Annotated in this window: 20 protein-coding genes and 1 riboswitch; of the genes, 13 read left to right on the top strand and 7 right to left on the bottom strand. The window is 43.1% G+C overall.

All coding sequences use genetic code 11. The features are described from left to right. The first annotated feature begins 42 nt into the window (after positions 1-42). Entirely contained in the window at positions 43-1,401 is a 1,359-nt protein-coding gene (murD, locus tag F972_RS01215; RefSeq protein ID WP_004680760.1) for a UDP-N-acetylmuramoyl-L-alanine--D-glutamate ligase, read from the top strand. 10 nt (positions 1,402-1,411) lie between these two features. Then, complete coding sequence (ftsW, locus tag F972_RS01220; RefSeq protein WP_004674301.1) at positions 1,412-2,617, top strand: putative lipid II flippase FtsW; 1,206 nt, start codon at positions 1,412-1,414, stop codon at positions 2,615-2,617. 59 nt (positions 2,618-2,676) lie between these two features. Here the strand turns inward: ftsW and gluQRS are convergent, their stop codons facing one another. The 5 genes from gluQRS to thiC all read right to left on the bottom strand — a co-directional run bounded on the left by gluQRS (position 2,677) and on the right by thiC (position 7,765). Then, the gene (gluQRS, locus tag F972_RS01225; protein ID WP_004680759.1) at positions 2,677-3,609 is read right to left on the bottom strand and encodes a tRNA glutamyl-Q(34) synthetase GluQRS; all 933 of its coding nucleotides are present in this window, start codon (positions 3,607-3,609) and stop codon (positions 2,677-2,679) included. 11 nt (positions 3,610-3,620) lie between these two features. After that, a complete protein-coding gene (gene dksA / locus F972_RS01230) occupies positions 3,621-4,154 on the bottom strand; it encodes an RNA polymerase-binding protein DksA (RefSeq protein WP_004680758.1) in 534 nt (177 codons plus the stop codon). Between the two features lie 191 nt (positions 4,155-4,345). Then, entirely contained in the window at positions 4,346-5,161 is an 816-nt protein-coding gene (cpdA, locus tag F972_RS01235; protein WP_004680757.1) for a 3',5'-cyclic-AMP phosphodiesterase, read from the bottom strand. Positions 5,162-5,182: 21 nt separating this feature from the next. Further along, the gene (locus tag F972_RS01240) at positions 5,183-5,794 is read right to left on the bottom strand and encodes an NUDIX domain-containing protein (protein WP_004680756.1); all 612 of its coding nucleotides are present in this window, start codon (positions 5,792-5,794) and stop codon (positions 5,183-5,185) included. A gap of 75 nt (positions 5,795-5,869) precedes the next feature. Beyond that, the gene (gene thiC / locus F972_RS01245) at positions 5,870-7,765 is read right to left on the bottom strand and encodes a phosphomethylpyrimidine synthase ThiC (RefSeq protein WP_004680755.1); all 1,896 of its coding nucleotides are present in this window, start codon (positions 7,763-7,765) and stop codon (positions 5,870-5,872) included. Positions 7,766-7,849: 84 nt separating this feature from the next. After that, a riboswitch (TPP riboswitch) is annotated at positions 7,850-7,970 on the bottom strand. 145 nt (positions 7,971-8,115) lie between these two features. Between thiC and phoU the strand changes: the two genes are divergently transcribed. Continuing rightward, positions 8,116-8,838, top strand: coding sequence for a phosphate signaling complex protein PhoU (gene phoU / locus F972_RS01250; RefSeq protein WP_004680754.1), 723 nt, complete (start codon positions 8,116-8,118; stop codon positions 8,836-8,838). 293 nt (positions 8,839-9,131) lie between these two features. Here phoU and F972_RS01255 read toward each other — a convergent pair whose 3' ends face one another. Both F972_RS01255 and argH read right to left on the bottom strand, forming a co-directional pair. Continuing rightward, positions 9,132-9,404, bottom strand: coding sequence for an oxidative damage protection protein (locus F972_RS01255; protein WP_004659388.1), 273 nt, complete (start codon positions 9,402-9,404; stop codon positions 9,132-9,134). A gap of 9 nt (positions 9,405-9,413) precedes the next feature. Continuing rightward, a complete protein-coding gene (argH, locus tag F972_RS01260; protein WP_034428043.1) occupies positions 9,414-10,847 on the bottom strand; it encodes an argininosuccinate lyase in 1,434 nt (477 codons plus the stop codon). Here argH and F972_RS01265 point away from each other — a divergent pair. From F972_RS01265 to F972_RS01310, 10 genes are all read left to right on the top strand, one after another. Beyond that, positions 10,838-11,992, top strand: a complete 1,155-nt coding sequence (locus tag F972_RS01265; RefSeq protein ID WP_004763683.1) for a sensor histidine kinase — start codon at positions 10,838-10,840, stop codon at positions 11,990-11,992. The genes argH and F972_RS01265 overlap by 10 nt on opposite strands. 52 nt (positions 11,993-12,044) lie before the next feature. After that, on the top strand, positions 12,045-12,785 hold the full coding sequence (locus F972_RS01270) for a LytR/AlgR family response regulator transcription factor (protein ID WP_004680751.1): 741 nt from the start codon (positions 12,045-12,047) through the stop codon (positions 12,783-12,785). Positions 12,786-12,888: 103 nt separating this feature from the next. Further along, positions 12,889-13,806 (top strand): hydroxymethylbilane synthase, encoded by a 918-nt coding sequence (hemC, locus tag F972_RS01275; RefSeq protein ID WP_004756341.1) that lies wholly within the window; start codon positions 12,889-12,891, stop codon positions 13,804-13,806. Beyond that, entirely contained in the window at positions 13,806-14,582 is a 777-nt protein-coding gene (locus tag F972_RS01280; protein ID WP_004756340.1) for a uroporphyrinogen-III synthase, read from the top strand. Before hemC ends, F972_RS01280 begins: the two co-directional genes overlap by 1 nt. After that, positions 14,579-15,409 (top strand): hypothetical protein, encoded by an 831-nt coding sequence (locus tag F972_RS01285; protein WP_004763684.1) that lies wholly within the window; start codon positions 14,579-14,581, stop codon positions 15,407-15,409. Before F972_RS01280 ends, F972_RS01285 begins: the two co-directional genes overlap by 4 nt. 6 nt (positions 15,410-15,415) lie before the next feature. Further along, positions 15,416-16,609, top strand: a complete 1,194-nt coding sequence (locus tag F972_RS01290; RefSeq protein WP_010589460.1) for a membrane protein — start codon at positions 15,416-15,418, stop codon at positions 16,607-16,609. Between the two features lie 8 nt (positions 16,610-16,617). Next, positions 16,618-17,058, top strand: coding sequence for an acyl-CoA thioesterase (locus F972_RS01295; RefSeq protein WP_004763685.1), 441 nt, complete (start codon positions 16,618-16,620; stop codon positions 17,056-17,058). Positions 17,059-17,445: 387 nt separating this feature from the next. Continuing rightward, positions 17,446-17,772, top strand: coding sequence for an H-NS histone family protein (locus F972_RS01300; RefSeq protein WP_004680745.1), 327 nt, complete (start codon positions 17,446-17,448; stop codon positions 17,770-17,772). A 179-nt stretch (positions 17,773-17,951) separates the two neighbouring features. Beyond that, positions 17,952-18,695, top strand: a complete 744-nt coding sequence (gene gspN, locus F972_RS01305; protein WP_026040082.1) for a type II secretion system protein N — start codon at positions 17,952-17,954, stop codon at positions 18,693-18,695. Continuing rightward, entirely contained in the window at positions 18,695-19,534 is an 840-nt protein-coding gene (locus F972_RS01310; protein ID WP_004763686.1) for a type II secretion system protein N, read from the top strand. The genes gspN and F972_RS01310 overlap by 1 nt, the downstream gene beginning before the upstream one ends. Positions 19,535-19,604 lie beyond the last annotated feature (70 nt).

The following is a 19,604-nucleotide window of genomic DNA, read 5'->3' on the forward strand; positions in this document are numbered from 1 at the left end:
TAACATTTTTGCCATTCTGTGAACTGCAAAAATGGAACGAAAATGTTAATACAACGTGGTGGATTAAAAGTCGTGGCGGGCCTGGGGATTTCAGGTGTGTCGGCGGTTAACTTTTTACATGAACAAGGCTACCAGGTTGCAGTTACGGATTCTCGGGAAACTCCCCCTGGGCATGACCAGATTCCCGCTGGAGTGAAAACCAGCTTTGGCAAACTCGATTCAGAGCTTTTACAACAAGCAGAAGAAATTATCCTAAGTCCAGGCCTTGCGCCACAGCTACCTGAAATCCAGCAGGCGATTGAGCAGGGTATTGCTGTTGTGGGCGATATCCAGCTGTTACGTCGCGCAACAGAAGTTCCAATTATTGCAATTACAGGCTCAAATGCAAAAAGCACCGTGACCACATTGGTTGGCTTGATGGCGCAGGATGCAGGCAAAAAAGTGGCTGTGGGTGGCAACCTTGGCCGTCCTGCACTGGATTTACTGAAAGATCAACCTGAGCTGATTGTGCTGGAACTGTCCAGCTTTCAGCTTGAAACAACTTCCCACCTGAATGCGGAAGTGGCTGTGGTGTTGAACATGAGTGAAGATCATTTGGATCGTCATGGCAATATGTTGGGATACCACAAGGCCAAGCACCGTATTTTTCAGGGCGTGAAAAAAGTAGTCTATAACCGTGATGACAACCTAAGCCGTCCACTGGTTCCAGATGTCACGCCGATGCAAAGTTTTGGTCTTAATGCGCCTGACCTGAATCAGTATGGCGTGTTGCGAGATGCAGATGGTACCATGTGGTTGGCGCGTGGACGTGAACGGTTACTTAAAACTTCCGAAATGTACATTCAGGGGATGCACAACGTTGCCAATGCACTGGCCTGCCTGGCATTGGGTGAGGCGGTTGGCTTGCCAATGCAATCCATGCTTGACACCCTAAAAACCTTTAAGGGGCTGGAACATCGCTGTGAATACGTCAAAACTGTTGATGGGGTACGCTACTATAACGATTCCAAGGGAACGAATGTTGGCGCAACACTGGCGGCAATTGATGGTTTAGGGGCTGCGATTGAGGTCAAGAAAGGCAAGCTGGCACTGATTCTCGGGGGGCAGGGCAAGGGACAGGACTTTAAGCCATTACGTGATGCCATCCAGAAATATGTCAAGAGTGTGATTCTGATTGGTGAAGATGCGGCAGTGATTGAACAGGCCATTCAGGGAACCACCATCATCCAGCATGCCAATAGCCTAAAGCATGCGGTGGATTTGGCCCAACAGGCGACCCATGCAAAGGATGTGGTTTTACTCTCGCCAGCATGCGCCAGCTTTGATATGTTTAAGAGCTACAATGATCGTGGACATCAATTCGTGGCCTGTGTAAATGCCTTGAATGAAAATAAAAACTAGGGACAGAGTTATGGCTGATTTAGCCCAAAACGCTATACAAAAGACTGTACAGAAGATTTCACAGCTGCTGAATCGTTTGCCCAAGTTTCCAGCAGAAATGACAGCACGCAATATCCTGATTTTCTCTGTGATTTCCCTGCTGTGCTTCGGTTCGGTGATGGTGGCGTCAGCCTCGATGCCGTATGCGGAATATATTCATGAAAACCCATTCTACTTCCTGATTCGTCATGGTATCTCGATTGTGGTTGCGGCGGTGGTGGCATTTTTAACCTATCGGGTCTCCCTCAATCTATGGTTTAAAAATGCATTCCCGTTATGGTTGATTACCATCGTCTTGCTGCTCGCCGTACTGGTTGTGGGTTCCGAAGTGAATGGGGCACACCGCTGGATTAAGGTGGGTGGCTTTACCTTGCAGCCTACAGAGATTGCCAAGATCGTGATGGCAATTTTTACCGCTGACTATGTGGTTCGCCGTGCCAAAGAGGTGCGAACGCACTGGAAAGGTTTGCTGCGCCTGAGTGGTGTCATGGCCCTAACCGTTGGCTTCATTGTGGCTGAGCCTGACTTGGGGGCCACCGTCGTGATTGTTTTGATGATGGTGGGTGTATTTTTTCTGGCAGGTGCGCCAGCAACACAGTTCCTGATTATGCTGGGGGCAATTGTTGCGGGCGTGACGGCACTGATCCTGTTTGAGCCTTTCCGCTTTCAGCGCCTGATTTCATTTACCAATCCCTGGGCTGATCCATTGGGCGTTGGCTACCAGCTTTCCAATGCATTGATGGCATTTGGACGTGGTGAATGGTTTGGCACGGGATTGGGACACAGTGTCCAGAAGCTGTCCTATCTTCCAGAAGCACATACTGACTTTATGTTGGCAGTTCTAGGTGAGGAGTTTGGTTTTGTTGGCGTGACCATTGTGATGGCGCTGTCATTTACCATGCTGGCATGCTGTATTCGTATTGGCCACCGTGCATTGCAACACAACTACCTGCGTGCAGGCTATTTGGCCTATGGCATCAGCATTATTTTCCTGCTACAGATTTTGGTGAATGCGGGCATGAATATGGGCTTGATGCCAACTAAAGGTTTAACATTGCCATTCATTAGTTATGGGGGTACGTCATTGATGATGTGTGCAGCCATGATCAGTCTGATTCTGAAAATTGATGCATCAACGCAAGAGTTGAATCCAGTAAAAGAAGAATCAAACTTCTAGTTAATCAAGCTTGAAAGTTTGAGAGAAGCCCTTTGCCATGCATAGGGCTTTTTTATTGCCTATAGGTATATTCCAGCCAACTGACTACCTTTTGGAATTAAAGCAACATTCCATTGTTGCACCGCCTGTTTGAGCATGATTCGGGGTTGGTCAAGTTCAACATCAGGCTGACCCAGTGCTAAAATCGCCTGCTGTAGCAGTTCGGCGGCTTTAGTGGTATCGAGTGCCTGTGCCATATTCTGCTTTGACAGTTTTTGTCCCTGATCATTCATGGCGAGGGGTAAATGCATATAGTTTAAAACGGGATAATTTAACAGTGAACCGAGCCAGATTTGGCGAGTGGTATTATCCAGTAAATCTGCACCACGAACCACATGGGTAATCCCCTGTAAATAATCATCGACCACGACAGCCAATTGGTAGCTAATAATGCCATCTCGGCGTTTTAGCACAAAATCGCCGAGATCATGTTGCAAGTTTGAGCATTGCTGGCCCTGTAAACGATCATCAAAACAAATGCGCTGATCAGTGACCTTTAGGCGAATCGCTTGCTGGCTGAAATCAAGACGGAGGTCACGACAAGTACCTGCATAGATATGATTGGAACCCAGCATTTTACGTGTGCATTGACAGGCATAAACCGCCTGGATTTGTTTAAGCTGTTCAAGCACCTGTTCATAAAGCTCTAAACGATCTTTCTGGAAAATGATTTCGGCATCAGGTTCAAACTGAAATGCATCAATACAGGAGAGAATGTGGGCTTCACTATGGGGATAAATGCGTGGAATGTCGGTGTCTTCAATGCGAACCAGCCATTTGCCATGATTGGCCTTGGCATCACAATAGCTTGCGACTGCGGTAAGCAGGGACCCAAAATGTAAGGGGCCAGTGGGAGAGGGGGCAAAACGTCCGATGTATGAGCGACGATTAAGCAAAGTATCGCTTTGCCGCTGCGCAAGAGCGAAGCTGTGCTTCGCTTCATGGCTTAACACGGTTGTCAAAATTAACCGTTGTTTTGCTTTTCTTTGATTTCTGCCAAAGTTTTGCAATCGATACAGAGCGTTGCCGTTGGACGTGCTTCCAGACGGCGTAGGCCAATCTCAATGCCACAGGTTTCACAGAAACCATAATCTTCGTTCTGGATCGCCTCAATCGACTGTTCGATTTTACGAATCAGCTTACGCTCACGGTCACGGGTGCGTAACTCAATCGCAAACTCTTCTTCCTGTGTTGCTCGGTCATTGACATCAGGCAATGCAGTTGATTCATCCTGCATGGTGTTCAGGGTACGATCAACTTCAGACATTAACTCAGCTTTCCATGCATTCAAAATCTGGCGGAAATGCTCAAGCTGCCTTTCAGACATATATTCTTCGTTTTTCTTTGGCTGATAAGGTGCGATGCCAAACAGACTTGCGGTGGTTCCACCTTCCGCAGACTTGGGTTTGGTTTTACGCACACGTTTTACAGGCGCTTTTTGATCGTCAATCACTTCTGTCTGTTCGTCCAGGACTTGATTTTGGTTGTCATTCGCCATATAGGGCATTCCTCATCATACACGTACTATCTATACGCAAAAAATATGGTGATATGCAAGTGTTTTTATATAAACCGAAGATGGTTTTCCCCATCAGGGGTCGTCATCATATAGAGTTTTTAGACAAGATGGTAGTCATTCCTGTCTAGATTTCGTGAGAAATCGTGGATGTGATTTGTAATCAACAGTCGCTAATCATATCCCAAAACTTCTGAGCTGTTCATACGCTGGGAAGTCGGAAGCCGATAGACCTGTGTTTCCAGCTCGCCATTGGCCTTAAGGCAGATATAACGGTAACCAGGATGTTCCTCATCCAGGGCGAATTTATCACTTTTCGGTTTGAACTGAATACAGGTTGATGGAGTTGATAAAAATTGAATATCTTGCCATCCGTTAATAGAGTCTTGGTGGACATGACCACAGATGATGGCTTTGATATTTGAAAAAGGTCGAATCGTTTCGAGTAAATCAGATGAGTTCTTTAGTTTATGTTGATCAATCCAAGCAGATTCCATCGCAAAAGGATGGTGATGGCAGGCAATAAGCACATAGCGGTCTTTTAACTGTTGTAATAGTCTGGTCAACTGTGCCAACTGACCATCCGCGATTTTTCCATCAATACGCTGTGGCTGTGCACTGTTCAGTAAAATAATGCACCATTTGCCAAGTTCAACAACCGTTACCTGTGTCTGGTCGCTTTCATGGAAAGGAAAATGGACAACATCATCATGATTGCCTGGGGTATGGAAGAAAGGAATGCCCAGACTCTGCATATGTTGCAGATAGCGATTGTAGGTCACTGGTGTCGGGTTCTGAGCCAGATCACCTGTATGCACAATCAGGTCAATATGGGGGTGCTGTTGGCGCATCAAGTCGATTACTGCATGAAAGCTTTGCTCGGGATGCATCCCGACAAACTCCAGATGCGGATACTCCAGTAAATGGGTATCAGTAATCTGTATCATCACAAAATCTTTTTGCGATAACGCTGAGACCTGGAAAGTCACCGTCTGTAGTCCCTCAGATTCTTATCGTTGTTGTAAGTGTTGAGCCAGCCACTGCAATGCCATAATCACAGGTGCATTTCTCAAACGTCCATTCTTAAGTAAAGTGCCTAGTTCTGAATAGTCAAATAAATGAAGCTGGATATTCTCCCCTTCATCTGGCATCCCAAAGATGCCCCCCATTTTTGGTAATTCTACTTCTGCCGCATACAAGTGAAAAAATTCCGAGCATGCCCCCGCAGAAGGGTAAAAACTAAATAAATGCTGGAGCTGTTGAACCTCACAACCCGATTCTTCCAGGCTTTCCCGACGGATACAGTCTTCTGGTGCTTCGTCTCCATCCAGCACACCAGCAATGACTTCAAGTTGCCATGCTGACTCGGAGTCATTTAATGCACCGACCCGAAACTGCTCAATGAGTGCAAAGCGTTGTTGTTGGTCATTATAAAGCAAGACACCAGCGGCTTCTGGGCGATGGATCAGCTCACGCTGAATCACGGGTGAGTAATCTGGCTGATTAAACAGTCGGTGTCGAAAGCTCACTTTCTCAACTTGAATGAATCCTCGGAATAGAAACTCTCGAGATTCTATCGTAACGTCGGATGCTGAATAGCTGGCGTGGTCAAGAATATTCATCTTCAATCAGGATGAGATTGTACATATCTCATCCTAACCGAGAATGATTCATGGGCAAATCTTTTTTTAGGCGATTTACAGCTTGTGGTACAATTTTTGACCATGTTCCTGATAAGCGGTTTTCATGGCACTGAGACCTGCTTCAATATCTTTTTCCACATCATTTGACTGATTGGCATTGTGTTGATTTTGCGCATAATCTCGCACATTCTGAGTAATCTTCATGGAGCAGAATTTTGGTCCGCACATGGAGCAGAAATGCGCTGATTTATGTGCCTCTTTTGGCAAGGTTTCGTCATGCATGCTGCGTGCCGTATCTGGGTCCAGACTCAGGTTAAACTGGTCATCCCAACGGAACTCAAAACGTGCCTTGGACAGTGCGTTGTCACGTACCTGTGCACCTGGATGCCCCTTTGCCAGGTCCGCTGCATGCGCCGCAATCTTATAGGTGATAATCCCATCCTTGACATCTTTCTTGTTGGGTAGACCTAAATGCTCTTTTGGTGTGACATAACAGAGCATGGCAGTACCATACCAGCCAATCATCGCGGCACCAATCGCCGAGGTGATATGGTCATAACCTGGAGCAATGTCAGTTGTTAATGGCCCCAGTGTATAGAATGGCGCTTCCTTACACACTTCCAGTTGTAGGTCCATATTCTCCTTGATCATATGCATTGGCACATGACCAGGACCCTCAATCATCACCTGTACATCATGTTCCCAGGCGCGATGTGTCAGTTCACCTAAAGTTTTGAGTTCGCTGAACTGCGCTTCGTCATTGGCATCCTGCACACAGCCTGGACGTAAACCATCACCTAAGCTAAATGAAACGTCATAGGCTTTCATGATTTCACAGATTTCATCGAAATGCGTATACAAGAAGTTTTCTTGATGATGCGCAAGACACCATTGCGCCATAATTGAGCCACCACGCGACACGATGCCTGTCAGACGATTGGCGGTCATAGGCACGTAGCGTAATAACACACCTGCGTGAATGGTGAAATAATCGACACCTTGTTCAGCTTGCTCAATCAAAGTGTCTTTAAAGATTTCCCAAGTGAGATCTTCCGCGACACCATCTACTTTTTCTAAAGCTTGATAAATAGGCACGGTACCAATTGGTACAGGAGAGTTACGGATAATCCACTCTCTGGTTTCATGAATATTCTTACCCGTCGATAAGTCCATGATAGTGTCGGCGCCCCAGCGGGTTGCCCAGGTCATTTTTGCCACCTCTTCATCAATTGATGAACCGAGTGCCGAGTTGCCAATATTGGCATTAATTTTTACTAAAAAGTTGCGACCAATAATCATTGGTTCAATTTCAGGATGATTAATGTTGGCAGGAATAATCGCACGACCTGCGGCAACTTCTTGACGGACAAACTCAGGGGTGATTTCTCTTAAATTCTGAGCACCAAAGTTTTGTCCTGCATGCTGACGCATGTCTACGCCTTCACCTTGGCGTTGATTTTCACGAATTGCAATATATTCCATTTCAGGCGTAATTATGCCTTGTTTGGCATAGTGCATTTGGGTAACGTTTTTACCTGCTTTAGCTCGACGAGGATTTTGAATATGAGCAAAACGAATGTCAGCAGTACGAATATCTTTTAAGCGAGCTTGACCAAAATCAGAACTTAAACTTGAGAGTACATCGGTGTCATCACGTTCTTCAATCCAAGTTTGGCGGACAGAAGGTAGACCTTGATTTAAGTCAATTTGTACATCAGGATCGGTATAAACACCTGAGGTGTCATAAACCATAACAGGTGGATTATATTCACCACCTAGACCTGTCGGTGTTTCTGTCAAGCTAATTTCGCGAAATGGAACTTGGATATCTGGGCGAGAGCCTGTTACATAGACTTTTTTTGATGAGGGTAAAATACGGGTTAAATCTTTAGCATCTTGCTCATGTTGAGCGGAAATATCAGCAGAGGGAAGATTCGTTAATTGGTTCATGGCATGATCCTTATGTATTACATTAACGAATCAAGCACGAGCAAAAACGATAGCGAATTTATCTCTTTGATAAATAAAGGCGAGGCTTTTGTTGGGCTTGATTCCTACGCAGGTGTTAACCTGATCAGGTTCAACGGTACTTGTCTTTAAATCTTGTGATTAAGATAATCTCAGCAGTTAATTAACTGCGCTCCGTCAAGCTAGGTATTTAGACTAACAGATTTTTGGCTTTTTGTTGTATCAATTCGCACCAATCGACTTTTGACTCAGCTGTGTTATTGTCATAAAAGTTTCATCATTGCTGTGTTTTAATCACCCATCATTTTCCATGTGTCTAGTGGAGGCATACTGTGAGTCCAAGTAATCCTGTGTTAAGTCACCATATTTCTTCACAATTTAATGAAGACTTACAAGATGTGCATACCAAGTTTATGACCATGGGCGGTTTGGTCGAGCAACAGGTTGCCAATGCAATTCATGCCCTGCTGGATACCGACGCAAACCTGGCGATTGATGTTCAGTTCAAGGACAATACTGTCAATCAGCTTGAACGGGATATTGATGAGGGCTTAACCCTGATTCTGGCACGCCGCCATCCCGCAGCGATTGACCTGCGTATGGTCATTGCGATGAGCAAGGCCAATACCGACCTTGAACGTATTGGTGACGAAGCAGCAAAGATTGCGCGTATTGCCCAAAACCTGTGTAAAGAGGGGGAGTCACCGCGTGGTTATATGGAAACACGCCATATTGGTAACCAGGTTCGCGTGATGATCCATGATGCTTTGGATGCCTTTGCCCGTCTGGATGTGGATCAGGCCTTAAAGGTGGTGATGGCGGATGTGGATATTGACCGTGAATACCAGTCGGCAACGCGTACCCTGATGACCTATATGATTGAAGACCCGCGCCATATTTCGCGTGTCATCAATGTGATGTGGGTGCTGCGTTCATTGGAAAGGATTGGTGACCACGCGCGCAACATTTCCGAGCAGGTGATTTATATGGCTAAGGGAATGGATGTGCGCCACACCAGCATTGAAGAAATTGAACAGAAAGTAAATCAAAAATAATTTCAGGAATTAATATTGACCACTGAATCTGAATGATCAGTGGTTTTTTATTGGAAAAAATCCAGATAAAAAAATCCCAGACTTCGGGGGAAAAGTCTGGGAGAGAAATATCATGCGTTCTGAGATATCAATATATCTCTTTATCTTTCTTAGACTCACTATAATTATATTCTCTTCAAGTGTCATGTAGACAACTGTGTATACTCTGTAACCCTTTATTACTTATGTAAATGTCACGTAAAAAGAGAGCTATATTTAACTCTCTTTTATTGAGTGATATTAGATGAAACGATTTACTTTTGTTCCGTCCAACCTTCTGCTTTTTCAACACTTTCGTCATTGTTGAAGAACTTCTCTCGTTGCTCTTCAAGAAACTTCTTCGCATCGGGTTCGAATACATTGAGTCGTTTTTCATTAATGAGCGTGGTTTGGTGTTTTAACCATTCTTGCCAAGCCTGTTTTGAAACCGTCTCAAAGAATTCTTGACCTTTTGCACCAGGGAATGGTGCAAAGTCTAAACCGTCAAGCTCTTGTTTATATTTGCGGCAAAATACTTGTCTAGTCATGATTTATCCTTAAGCGTATAACTGTTCTAGGCGACTGTGTGCACGAGTAATGGCTGCTTCAACTTGTTTTGGTGATGTCCCCCCGATATGATCACGTGCATTCACAGAAGCTTCTAAAGTTAAGGCTTTATCAAATACATCTGTTTCGATCAAATCAGAGAATTGTTGTAGCTGTTCCAGTGTCAATTCAGATAAATCTTTTTCTTCAGCCACACCAAGCGCAACTGCTTTACCTACAATTTCGTGTGCATCACGGAAAGCAACACCTTTCTTCACAAGGTAATCAGCAAGGTCAGTTGCTGTAGAGAAACCACGAAGTGCTGCTTCACGCATAATTTCAATGTTTGGAACGAGTGCAGGCACCATGTCTGCAAAGGCCATTAAGCAACCACGAACGGTATCAATTGCATCAAACAAAGGTTCTTTATCTTCTTGATTGTCTTTGTTATATGCCAAAGGTTGACCTTTCATTAAAGTCAATAAGCTGATTAAATCACCAAACACGCGAGCTGATTTACCACGAACAAGTTCAGGTACATCTGGATTTTTCTTCTGCGGCATAATTGAAGAGCCTGTGCAGAAACGATCTGGGATGTTCACGAATTTAAATTGTGCCGAAGTCCATAAAATCAGTTCTTCAGACATACGTGATAAATGCATCATGATCAATGATGCAGCAGCGTTAAATTCAATGGCAAAGTCACGATCGGAAACTGCATCGAGCGAGTTTTCTGAAACTGCTTCAAAACCCAGTAGTTCGGCTGTGTATGCGCGATCAATTGGGTAGGTTGTTCCTGCCAAGGCTGCGGAACCGAGTGGCATGCGATTAACACGCTTGCGGCAATCTTGAAGGCGTTCAGTATCGCGAACCAACATCTCAAACCAAGCCAATAGGTGATGACCAAATGTTACTGGCTGAGCTGTTTGTAAATGAGTAAAACCAGGCATAATCGTATGAGTATTTTGACTTGCTAAACTCAGTAGGCCTTTTTGTAAGCGTAGTAATAAACCTAAAATGTCATCAATTTCATCACGCAAATATAAACGGATGTCAGTTGCAACCTGGTCATTACGGCTACGACCTGTATGTAATTTTTTACCTGTGATGCCGATACGTTGAGTCAAGCGAGACTCAATGTTCATGTGTACATCTTCTAAATCAATACGCCATTCGAAATTACCCGCTTCGATTTCAGCTTTGATTGTATTCAAACCTTGGATAATATCATCACGTTCAGCCTCAGTCAGTACACCAACTTTAGCAAGCATGGTTGCATGTGCAATCGAACCTGCAATATCTTGTTTATAAAAACGTTGGTCAAATTGAACAGATGCGGTAAATTCTGCAACAAATGCATCTGTTGCTTCAGAGAAGCGACCGCCCCACATTCCAGAGGTTTGATTAGGGCTTGCTGAAGAAGAGGATTGAGAAGATGTGGTCATGGCGGCTCAGTAAAATAAAAAAGAGTATAGCAAATCCAAACGCAGTTGCCGAAACTCGACGCAACAAGTTATTGCAAATGCGTCATGACAATGTACAGGATCAGACATCAGCTTCCTATTTTTTTACGAAAATTGGGCAATGGCAACACTTATTGGAATTAATTGTTGCCAGTAATGTGCTGGCGATGGTGTTGGCACTGGCAGAGGCACGTTCATGGCAGGCATTGGAAACCGCCCGTGTTTTGCAATATATATGCTTTATTAACTGGGTGATTCTGTCCTTTTCTGCACTGGTTGGTTATTTTCAGGAGTTTTTTGCCAAATTTAGTCAGAAAATGGCATTAATTTTAGGCTTTATTTTGCTTCAACTGGTTGTTTTGTTTACCACTTGTGCGGTAAATATAATCCAGTACTGGGCTTCACCTTTAACAGACTTTTCAGAACAGGTTTTATTTCAGGGTGTGGGCCTGCATTTAAGCTACGGCATATTGCTGGGCGCGTTTTGCATGCGTTACCTATATATGCGTGAACAATGGCTCAAACAGCAATACAGTGAGCTGAATGCACGCATTCAGGCGATGCAGGCCCGTATTCATCCACACTTTTTATTTAATAGTTTAAACAGTGTCGTAAGTTTGATTTCAATTGATCCTGACAAAGCAGAAAACATGTTGATTAACTTGTCACGATTATTCCGCGCCAGTTTTCAAGAGTTGAAATTGGTGAGTTTGGCTGAAGAAATTGACTTGTGTCAGCAGTACTTAAGTATTGAAAAATTACGTTTAGGAGAGCGTTTAAAGGTAGAATGGAATATACAGGCTACGTCTTTAGAATTAAAACGAGTCACGATTCCATTATTAACATTGCAACCTTTGCTAGAGAATAGTATTTTTCATGGGGTAGAAAAAGTTTTACAGCCCTCAACCATTAGTGTATTGGTTGAAATATTGCAAAATCAAGTCAGTATAGTCATTACTAACCCTTATTCTCACGATACAATAAAATCGAGACAAGGGAATGGTATTGCAATAGAAAATGTAAAACAGCGCCTGAAAGCCTATTATGGACAGACAGTGAAGTTTCAGGTTTATGGGGGAGTATCGTTATATACCACGGTGGTAAGTTATCACTATCGAGTAAAATAATAAGTTAACCATAAAAACGACGGATGAAGTTAACGGTGACAAGGAGGAGAGGATGAAAGTTCTGATTGCTGATGATGAACCTCTCGCAGTAGAGCGTTTGTCACGTTTAGTGACCCAAATGGGTCATGAAGTGATTGCGACGGCGCATCATGGGCAGGATGTGTTAAACCATATTGAAAATGATTCGCCCGATGTTGTTCTATTAGATATTCAAATGCCTGGAATGAATGGATTGGAGTGTGCTGAACAGATCAGTCATCTTAGCCCTCGTCCAGCTATTATTTTTTGTACAGCATATGATCAACACGCATTGGAAGCGTTTAAGTTTCAAGCACAGGGATATTTGCTCAAGCCTATTGCACAACAAGATTTACAACAGGTGTTTAATAGTCTGACGCAACTTACACAAGCACAAATGACTGGTTTACAACAACAAGACGATATGTACGATACTAAAACTCAACGTCATCAAATTGCTGCGAAAACTTATCGCGGGGTCGAACTTATTCCAATAGAAAATATTTACTATTTTCTAGCAGATCAGAAATATGTCACAGTACGCCATAAAAATGGCAGTGTATTAATTGATGAAACTTTAAAAGAGCTAGAATCTGAGTTTTCAGATCGTTTCATTCGCATTCATCGTAATGCTTTAGTTTCTCTTGATTATTTAGAAGGGTTGGAGCTGATTGCTGCTGGTCAGTATCAGGTTAGATTACGTGAGCTGGATGAACGCCTGTCGGTGAGTCGCCGTCATTTACCAAGCTTAAGAGAATGCATGCATCAATTATAAAATATTGAACTTAAGTCAGATGAAAAATCAGTTTTTGCTTGCAATTTTAGGTGAGCAAGTTAAGTTTGAAACAATTGTTTTGACCCATGCTTAACTTGAATTTATGAAAACCTTGAAAATTGCGACTCGACAAAGCCCTCTTGCACTTTGGCAGGCGGAGCATATTCGCTCCCGTTTAAATGCGCTTTATCCCGATTTAACGGTTGAGTTGGTTAAGTTTGTGACGCAGGGTGATAAAATTCTAGATACACCTTTGGCAAAAATTGGTGGTAAAGGATTATTCGTTAAAGAACTGGAAGCTGCATTGCTGGATGGGCGTGCTGATTTGGCGGTCCATTCAATGAAAGATGTGCCGATGCACTTACCAGAAGGTTTAACGCTCGCTGTGACTTGTGAGCGAGAAGACCCACTTGATGCCTTTGTTTCGAATCATTACCAAAGTTTTGATGAGTTACCTCAAGGTGCCAAAGTAGGTACATCTAGTTTGCGTCGCAAATGCCAGATTTTACAAATACGCCCTGATTTAGAGATTATTGACTTACGTGGGAATGTGGGTACACGTTTATCAAAACTTGATGATGGTTTATATGATGCCATTATTTTAGCTAGTGCAGGTCTAAAGCGTTTAGGTTTAGCGGATCGAATTCGTCATTGTTTAGCGCCTGTTTTGAGTTTACCTGCTGTTGGTCAGGGTGCATTGGGCTTAGAGTGTCGTGCAGATGATGTGGAATTATTAAAAATCATTCAACCATTACAGCATGAAGAAACCTCAATTTGTGTGCGTGCAGAACGTGCGTTTAATGCCTATCTAGAAGGTGGCTGTCAAGTTCCAATCGCAGGGTATGCAACTTTAGCCAATGATCAGCTCAGCATAGAAGGTCGTGTGGGAAGTGTGGACGGTAAAACCTTGCTCAAACAACAATTGGTTGGAACTTCAGAAGATGCTGAACAATTAGGTGAACAACTTGCACAATGCTTATTGGAGCAAGGTGCAGGTGAATTGCTAAAAGCGCTTTATTAATGCTTTTTATTAATACGCGCCCTTCAGATCGTGCCTCCAGCCTCACCCAGGCATTGACTGAGGCAGGCTATCAGGTTGAAAGCCTACCCTTGCTGGAATTGGTGGCGGAATCTTTTTCTGAGGCATTGCAGCAACTTTACCAACAGCTTGAACAGGTGCAGGTGATTGTTGTGGTCAGTCCAACCGCTGTTGAGATCGGGATGTGTTATCTGCAACAGGCAGGTATCACTTTGGAACGGTTGGCGCATATTCAGTGGATTGCGGTTGGAAAAACCACCGCACAGGCATTAGCAAAGTTTAATATTAAAAGTGATGCACCTGAGATTGAAAACTCTGAGGGCATGCTGCAACTGCCGATTTTAAGGCAGCATCCCCATTTAAGTCGGATTGCGTTTTGGCGTGGTCAAGGTGGGCGACAGTTTATGATGCAGCAGTTGCAACAGCGGGGTATCAGTATTCTTAACTTTGTGCTGTATCATCGACAGTGTCCTGAAATAAGCTTGAAGCGTTTTCCCGATATCTTATCAAGAATTCAACGCGATCAACCGACGATGGTGTTGATCAGCAGCGAGGCAAGCTGGAATTACTGGCAACAGCTTTGCGGCCAGGACCTTATTCAAGCACAATGGGTTTATCTGGTATTGGGTGAGCGTTTGGTGAAGATAATGGAAAATGCAGCAACGCAGGCAGGTGGGGCATTTAACATTATTCTGCTTGAAAATTTGTCTGCATCAGGGATGATTCAACGCATAAATGACTGGCAAGGAAATCTATGAGAAAAATTGTATATTTAATATTAGCACTGGGTTTGGTGTGGTTGGCCAAGCTTAGTTATGATGTTGCACAATATTCTCAAACGATTCCTCAGCTTCAACAGAAGCTTGATCAAACACAACAGCGCTATGCACTGCTGAATGACCAGTTTGTTGCTGTACAGCGTCAGGCTCAGAATAACCGTGTTGTGCAACCTGCTGAAAACATGGTGACGATGCCAGCGACAATGACAGGCGTCGCGCCTATTATTCTGATTAAGCAACACTTGCAGTTGATTCAGTTTGCAGTGGAACAGCAGCAGTTTATCTATGCACTTGAGCATTTAAATCAGTTACAGCAACAGATCGTTCAATATGCGGTTGCTCCTGCATTGCAACAAAGTTTAATGAAAGCAATTGAACAGGATCGGCTAGCTATTCAGCAGTTTGTACTGGCACAAACACAACAACAACAGCAACTGAATCATCTACTGCAACAACTGGATCAAAAAATACAGCAAGAAATCTCCAATCCCAATATTACACTGCAAAAGACTGCAACTGGTTCATGGTGGCAATTGTTCAGGCTGGAAAGGGTTGAACAGCCCGCTACGGATTTAATGAACCGTCATGTGCTGCTCAAGGAGGCGCAGTTACGATTATTGCTGGCATCCCAGGCCTTAAATCAGGGGCAAACTTCTGAATACCGAAAGTCAGTTCAGGAAGTCATACAGTTACTGGTGAAACTACCTGACCAAAATAGCCAACAGATCAGGTCCCGACTGGAGAAAGTATTGAATTTACCTGCTGTGCCAACGCCAAAACTGACAACACTTGGTTTGTTGGGGTAGCGAATGATGAAACAGCTTGTATTGATTTACCTACTTGTCGGTCTATTAATCTTTGCCCTGCTTGCCGTATTGAACTATGGCTATGGTGCGGGTTATGTCTATATTTACTGGCGCGATTGGCAATTCCAGAGCAGCGTTTGGGGTCTTATCCTGCTGTTTATTTTGGTGAGTCTGTTTGCACAGTTATTATGGATATTTGCTCGGCGTTATTTAGCACGTGAGCAACGAAAAAAAGAAACAGTTTTACATTTTAGAGACCTGCATCCCTATGAACAACTCGGCATTGTTTGGTTGCTGGATGCTGCCAAGGACCAGCAGGTATTTATAGAACGTGTTTTTACACAATCAGGCTTGCTGAATAATATTGTGGATGCGCAGTTTGATTATCGAAATGGAGATTATGAAACTGCGTTGCAGCATCTGGAAAAATCGGCGCCTATGGCTTTTGAACTGGCTGAGTTACAGCGTATTGATATTTTTCTGGCGCAGCAGCAAACTGAAAAGGCGTTGACCCATTTGGAATTTCTTGCCCAGCACCAGCTTTCTCCCTGGTTAAGTGAAATTGAAACAGCATATCAGCAATGTATCACGATTTTATGGGGCAAGCTGGCATTACAAAAACCGTGGTTATTTTTACGTACCACGCAGCAGGGTTTACTTGATGCTGAACATCGTGATTTATGGTTGCAGCAGTTACTGATTCAGTTTGACCAGGCTTCAGTCGATGATTTAATTGCCTTGCAGCGACGTTATTTGGCACTGCAAAGCGAGATTCAGGCGCGACCATACAGTAGTAAAGTCCTGTGGCTGAAATTAATGGCACGACTGCCAGAAATGAGCCTGCAACACGAAGATTTAGCCTTACATTTATTGCAGGAACATTTTGACCCAGAGGTGTTTTATCTTTGGTTCCAGCAGCAGTTATTAAAGCAGATTCCAGATTATGCTTATGTGGAACAGCGTATAATCCAGCTTGAGCAGCGTTATACCAGTGTACCCATGTTGACGTTCGCCAAGTGGCATATTTATGTGGCGACACAGCGCCAGCAAGAGGCGGAACAGCTCTTAAGCCTATATCCAGATAACATTTTAATGAGCTACCTGCGCATTAAAACCGTGCTTGGCGATAATCCTGATTTAATCAGGCAGTTAAATTTAATTTTTGAAAATGATGTTAATTTTCTTAACTTTAAAATATGAGTGGAAATATGCAAGAACTGTCTATCTATCCTGTTGTTCACGAGCAAACTGTGGCTTGGGGAGATATGGATGCTTTTGGCCATGTCAATAATGTGCAGTATTACCGATATATTGAAAGTGCGCGAATTGCGTACTTAATGGTATTAAATATATTTGAAAATGATATATTGACTGTGGTGGCTTCCAACCAGTGTAAATATTTAAGACCAGTATTCTATCCCGATGTATTGTATATTGGGGCGCGCATTGAAGAACTGAGAAACAGTGCATTTCGTATGCATTATATGTTATGGAGTCAGGCACAAAACCAGGTTGTTGCAACGGGTGAAGCTGTGTTGGTATGTGTGGATAAACAAACTTCACAGAAAGTGAATATCCCAGAGTTGATTAGGAACAGGATCATTCAGCTTGAAGCCAGTGTAGGACACAATCTAGCTGCTGGTGAATAGTAAAGACAATTATGTCTATTTTACGGAATTAAAATAGACATTTATTGCATCAAATTCTTGCATATTTCTGATCATGACTTGTGTGAAGAGACGCAGTATTTTATTTCTCAAATAAGAAAAAATGAGTCAAAATTAAGAAAAAAATTAATATTCTTGTTGATAGATCTTACAGTCTGCTTATTTGGATTAATTTCATTTGATTGAGCAAAGCTGTCCATATTTTATTTAATGATAAATAAAAAGCTCATTTTATGGATTGATTTGATTAAGTAGACTATTCTGATATTGATTATTTAATCACTTATAAATTAATATAGTTTTGAATTTTAAAATTCATTTTTTATTTTTGAGTGATATATTTCCTTTTTTAGATTTGGAGCATTTCGAATGAAACCTGATATTAGTAAATTATCTGTTGAAGAATTAAAACGCTTACAAGTAGAAGCTGAGGCTTTAATTGTAAGTAAAAAAGATCAAGCAATTGAAGATGCTTATGATCAGATTGTTGCGATTGCGGATGGTCTGGGCTTTAGCATTGAAGAACTATTGGAACTTGGCGAGCAAAAACGTAAAAAAACAACGCGTAAAGCCGTAGAACCACGTTACCGTAATAAAAATAATCCTGAAGATACTTGGACTGGACGTGGTAAGCAGCCACGCTGGTTGGTTGCTGAGTTAGAGAAAGGTGCAAAACTTGAAGATTTCTTAATCTAATCGAGTTTTAAAAGTCATGATTTTGTCATACGATGACTTTACCCTGTTTCAAAAGCCAGGCTGAAAAAGCTTGGTTTTTTTATATCAGAGAATTGGCGATGTTGAAAAAGTATGCATAATGTCATTCGGAGAGCAAGTTTCTCAAAATGGACGGTCTGTTGCATGTTGGTAAGGATGGAATGAAGAAAAAAACCAAACAATGGAAATGGTGGATTTTCGCCATATTTGCATTTTTAATTTTTATTATTTTACAAATTCCAGCAACATGGTTAATTGCGAAATTTTCAAAAGATAATCAAATATTACATAATGTCAGCGGCAATATCTGGCAGGGACAGGCAGATTGGCAGCAAGGCCAGCTGCGCGGTTCCGTGCACTGGAAAACACGTCCTTTAGACCTGTTGCTCATGCGCTTGGGTGCCAACCTCGATATTCATAGTGGCAATACCCAGTTCAATGGTGTGTTTGGATATGGTTTTGGCCAAAAAATCATGGTCAAGGACTTGCAGGGAACAATTTCACCAGAGACCCTGAAATATTTTGCAAATTGGCAATGGCCACAAAATGCGATTCAACTCAAGAATGTACAGTTAAACTATCAGAAAGAAAAAGGTTTTGGTTCGGCAAAAGGCCAGTTGCATTGGGGTGGCGGTGAATTGAGCTATACCTTGGGTCAGCGTCAGGATCGTATGAATGTACCATCCCTGATCGCTGAATTAAAGGATGAAAACGGGCAACTACAGATTGATGTCCGTGACCAGCGCAGTCAAAAAATGGCAAATCTCAGTTTAGATCCGAGTTTCATGTTGGATGTACAGTTGACACAACGTATGCTGTTGAATATTCCATCATATCAAGGCAAGGCTGGACTGGACACCTATGTGATTAGTTCCCGTCAGCCATTGTTGCAGGGTGGTTTCTAATGAATGCATTGATGCAGAAAATGCAGCAGTTACGCTGGCAAAAGCTGGATAAACTCAGTGCGCTGGTTCTGGTGGTGCTGATTCTATGGTTATGCTGGAAGCTGGCCTCATTATTCTGGTGGGTGGTTGCACCGCCACAGCCGATGCAGTTTGATCGGGTTGAGCTGGGTTCACAGCAGGCAAGGGTGCCAAACATCAGCTCATTTGCCTTGTTTGATGAACCTGCGGCAACAACAGCTCAGGATAATGTGAATGTAGAATTACAGGGTGTGTTGCTGGGGTACCCAAGCTATTTATCCTCTGCGGTGATTAAGCTGAATGATACCGCCGAGCGTTATCGTGTGGGTGAAACAATTGGTTCAACTTCATATCAACTGGCGGAAGTGTACTGGGATCATGTCATTTTAAGGCAGGGCAATGGTGCAACCCGTGAAGTCAAGTTCAAGGGACTGGATAAGGGGCTTTATCAGCCAATTGCACCATTATCTACGAATAATAACAGCAACAGTGTGCCACCTCAGACACCACCAGCACAGAATACTGCACAATCTGCTCTAGGTCAGGCCATTCAGCAAATGCAGGACAACCGTGAGCAATATCTGAAAAATATGGGTGTCGCTGGCGGAGCGGATGGTTATGAAATATCGGATCGGACGCCCAGTGCCTTAAAAAACACCTTGGGTTTACGCTCGGGTGATCGTATCCTATCGGTCAACGGTCAGACCATTGGACCAGGACTCAGCGAAGTACAATTACTAGAGCAAGTACGTCGTGAGGGGCATGCCAAAATAGAAATAAAACGTGGTGATCAAGTGATGACCATACAACAGAGTTTTTAGAACCTTCTATAATTCCTTCTTGTTAAAGGGGAATACAAAAGGGTTTACAAGTTAGGAACAAGTGCAAGTT

This window comes from Acinetobacter sp. CIP 102529 (assembly GCF_000368325.1).
Classification (GTDB): Bacteria; Pseudomonadota; Gammaproteobacteria; order Pseudomonadales; family Moraxellaceae; genus Acinetobacter; species Acinetobacter parvus.

What these genes read in the sequence shown, in the direction of transcription:
- murD (WP_004680760.1), top strand. Translation starts at nt 43, where the DNA reads ATGTTAATACAACGTGGTGGATTAAAAGTCGTGGCGGGCCTGGGGATT.
- ftsW (WP_004674301.1), top strand. Translation starts at nt 1,412, where the DNA reads ATGGCTGATTTAGCCCAAAACGCTATACAAAAGACTGTACAGAAGATT.
- dksA (WP_004680758.1), bottom strand. Translation starts at nt 4,154, where the DNA reads ATGGCGAATGACAACCAAAATCAAGTCCTGGACGAACAGACAGAAGTG.
- F972_RS01240 (WP_004680756.1), bottom strand. Translation starts at nt 5,794, where the DNA reads ATGAATATTCTTGACCACGCCAGCTATTCAGCATCCGACGTTACGATA.
- thiC (WP_004680755.1), bottom strand. Translation starts at nt 7,765, where the DNA reads ATGAACCAATTAACGAATCTTCCCTCTGCTGATATTTCCGCTCAACAT.
- F972_RS01255 (WP_004659388.1), bottom strand. Translation starts at nt 9,404, where the DNA reads ATGACTAGACAAGTATTTTGCCGCAAATATAAACAAGAGCTTGACGGT.
- F972_RS01265 (WP_004763683.1), top strand. Translation starts at nt 10,838, where the DNA reads ATGTGGTCATGGCGGCTCAGTAAAATAAAAAAGAGTATAGCAAATCCA.
- argH (WP_034428043.1), bottom strand. Translation starts at nt 10,847, where the DNA reads ATGACCACATCTTCTCAATCCTCTTCTTCAGCAAGCCCTAATCAAACC.
- F972_RS01270 (WP_004680751.1), top strand. Translation starts at nt 12,045, where the DNA reads ATGAAAGTTCTGATTGCTGATGATGAACCTCTCGCAGTAGAGCGTTTG.
- hemC (WP_004756341.1), top strand. Translation starts at nt 12,889, where the DNA reads ATGAAAACCTTGAAAATTGCGACTCGACAAAGCCCTCTTGCACTTTGG.
- F972_RS01280 (WP_004756340.1), top strand. Translation starts at nt 13,806, where the DNA reads ATGCTTTTTATTAATACGCGCCCTTCAGATCGTGCCTCCAGCCTCACC.
- F972_RS01285 (WP_004763684.1), top strand. Translation starts at nt 14,579, where the DNA reads ATGAGAAAAATTGTATATTTAATATTAGCACTGGGTTTGGTGTGGTTG.
- F972_RS01290 (WP_010589460.1), top strand. Translation starts at nt 15,416, where the DNA reads ATGAAACAGCTTGTATTGATTTACCTACTTGTCGGTCTATTAATCTTT.
- F972_RS01295 (WP_004763685.1), top strand. Translation starts at nt 16,618, where the DNA reads ATGCAAGAACTGTCTATCTATCCTGTTGTTCACGAGCAAACTGTGGCT.
- F972_RS01300 (WP_004680745.1), top strand. Translation starts at nt 17,446, where the DNA reads ATGAAACCTGATATTAGTAAATTATCTGTTGAAGAATTAAAACGCTTA.
- gspN (WP_026040082.1), top strand. Translation starts at nt 17,952, where the DNA reads ATGAAGAAAAAAACCAAACAATGGAAATGGTGGATTTTCGCCATATTT.
- F972_RS01310 (WP_004763686.1), top strand. Translation starts at nt 18,695, where the DNA reads ATGAATGCATTGATGCAGAAAATGCAGCAGTTACGCTGGCAAAAGCTG.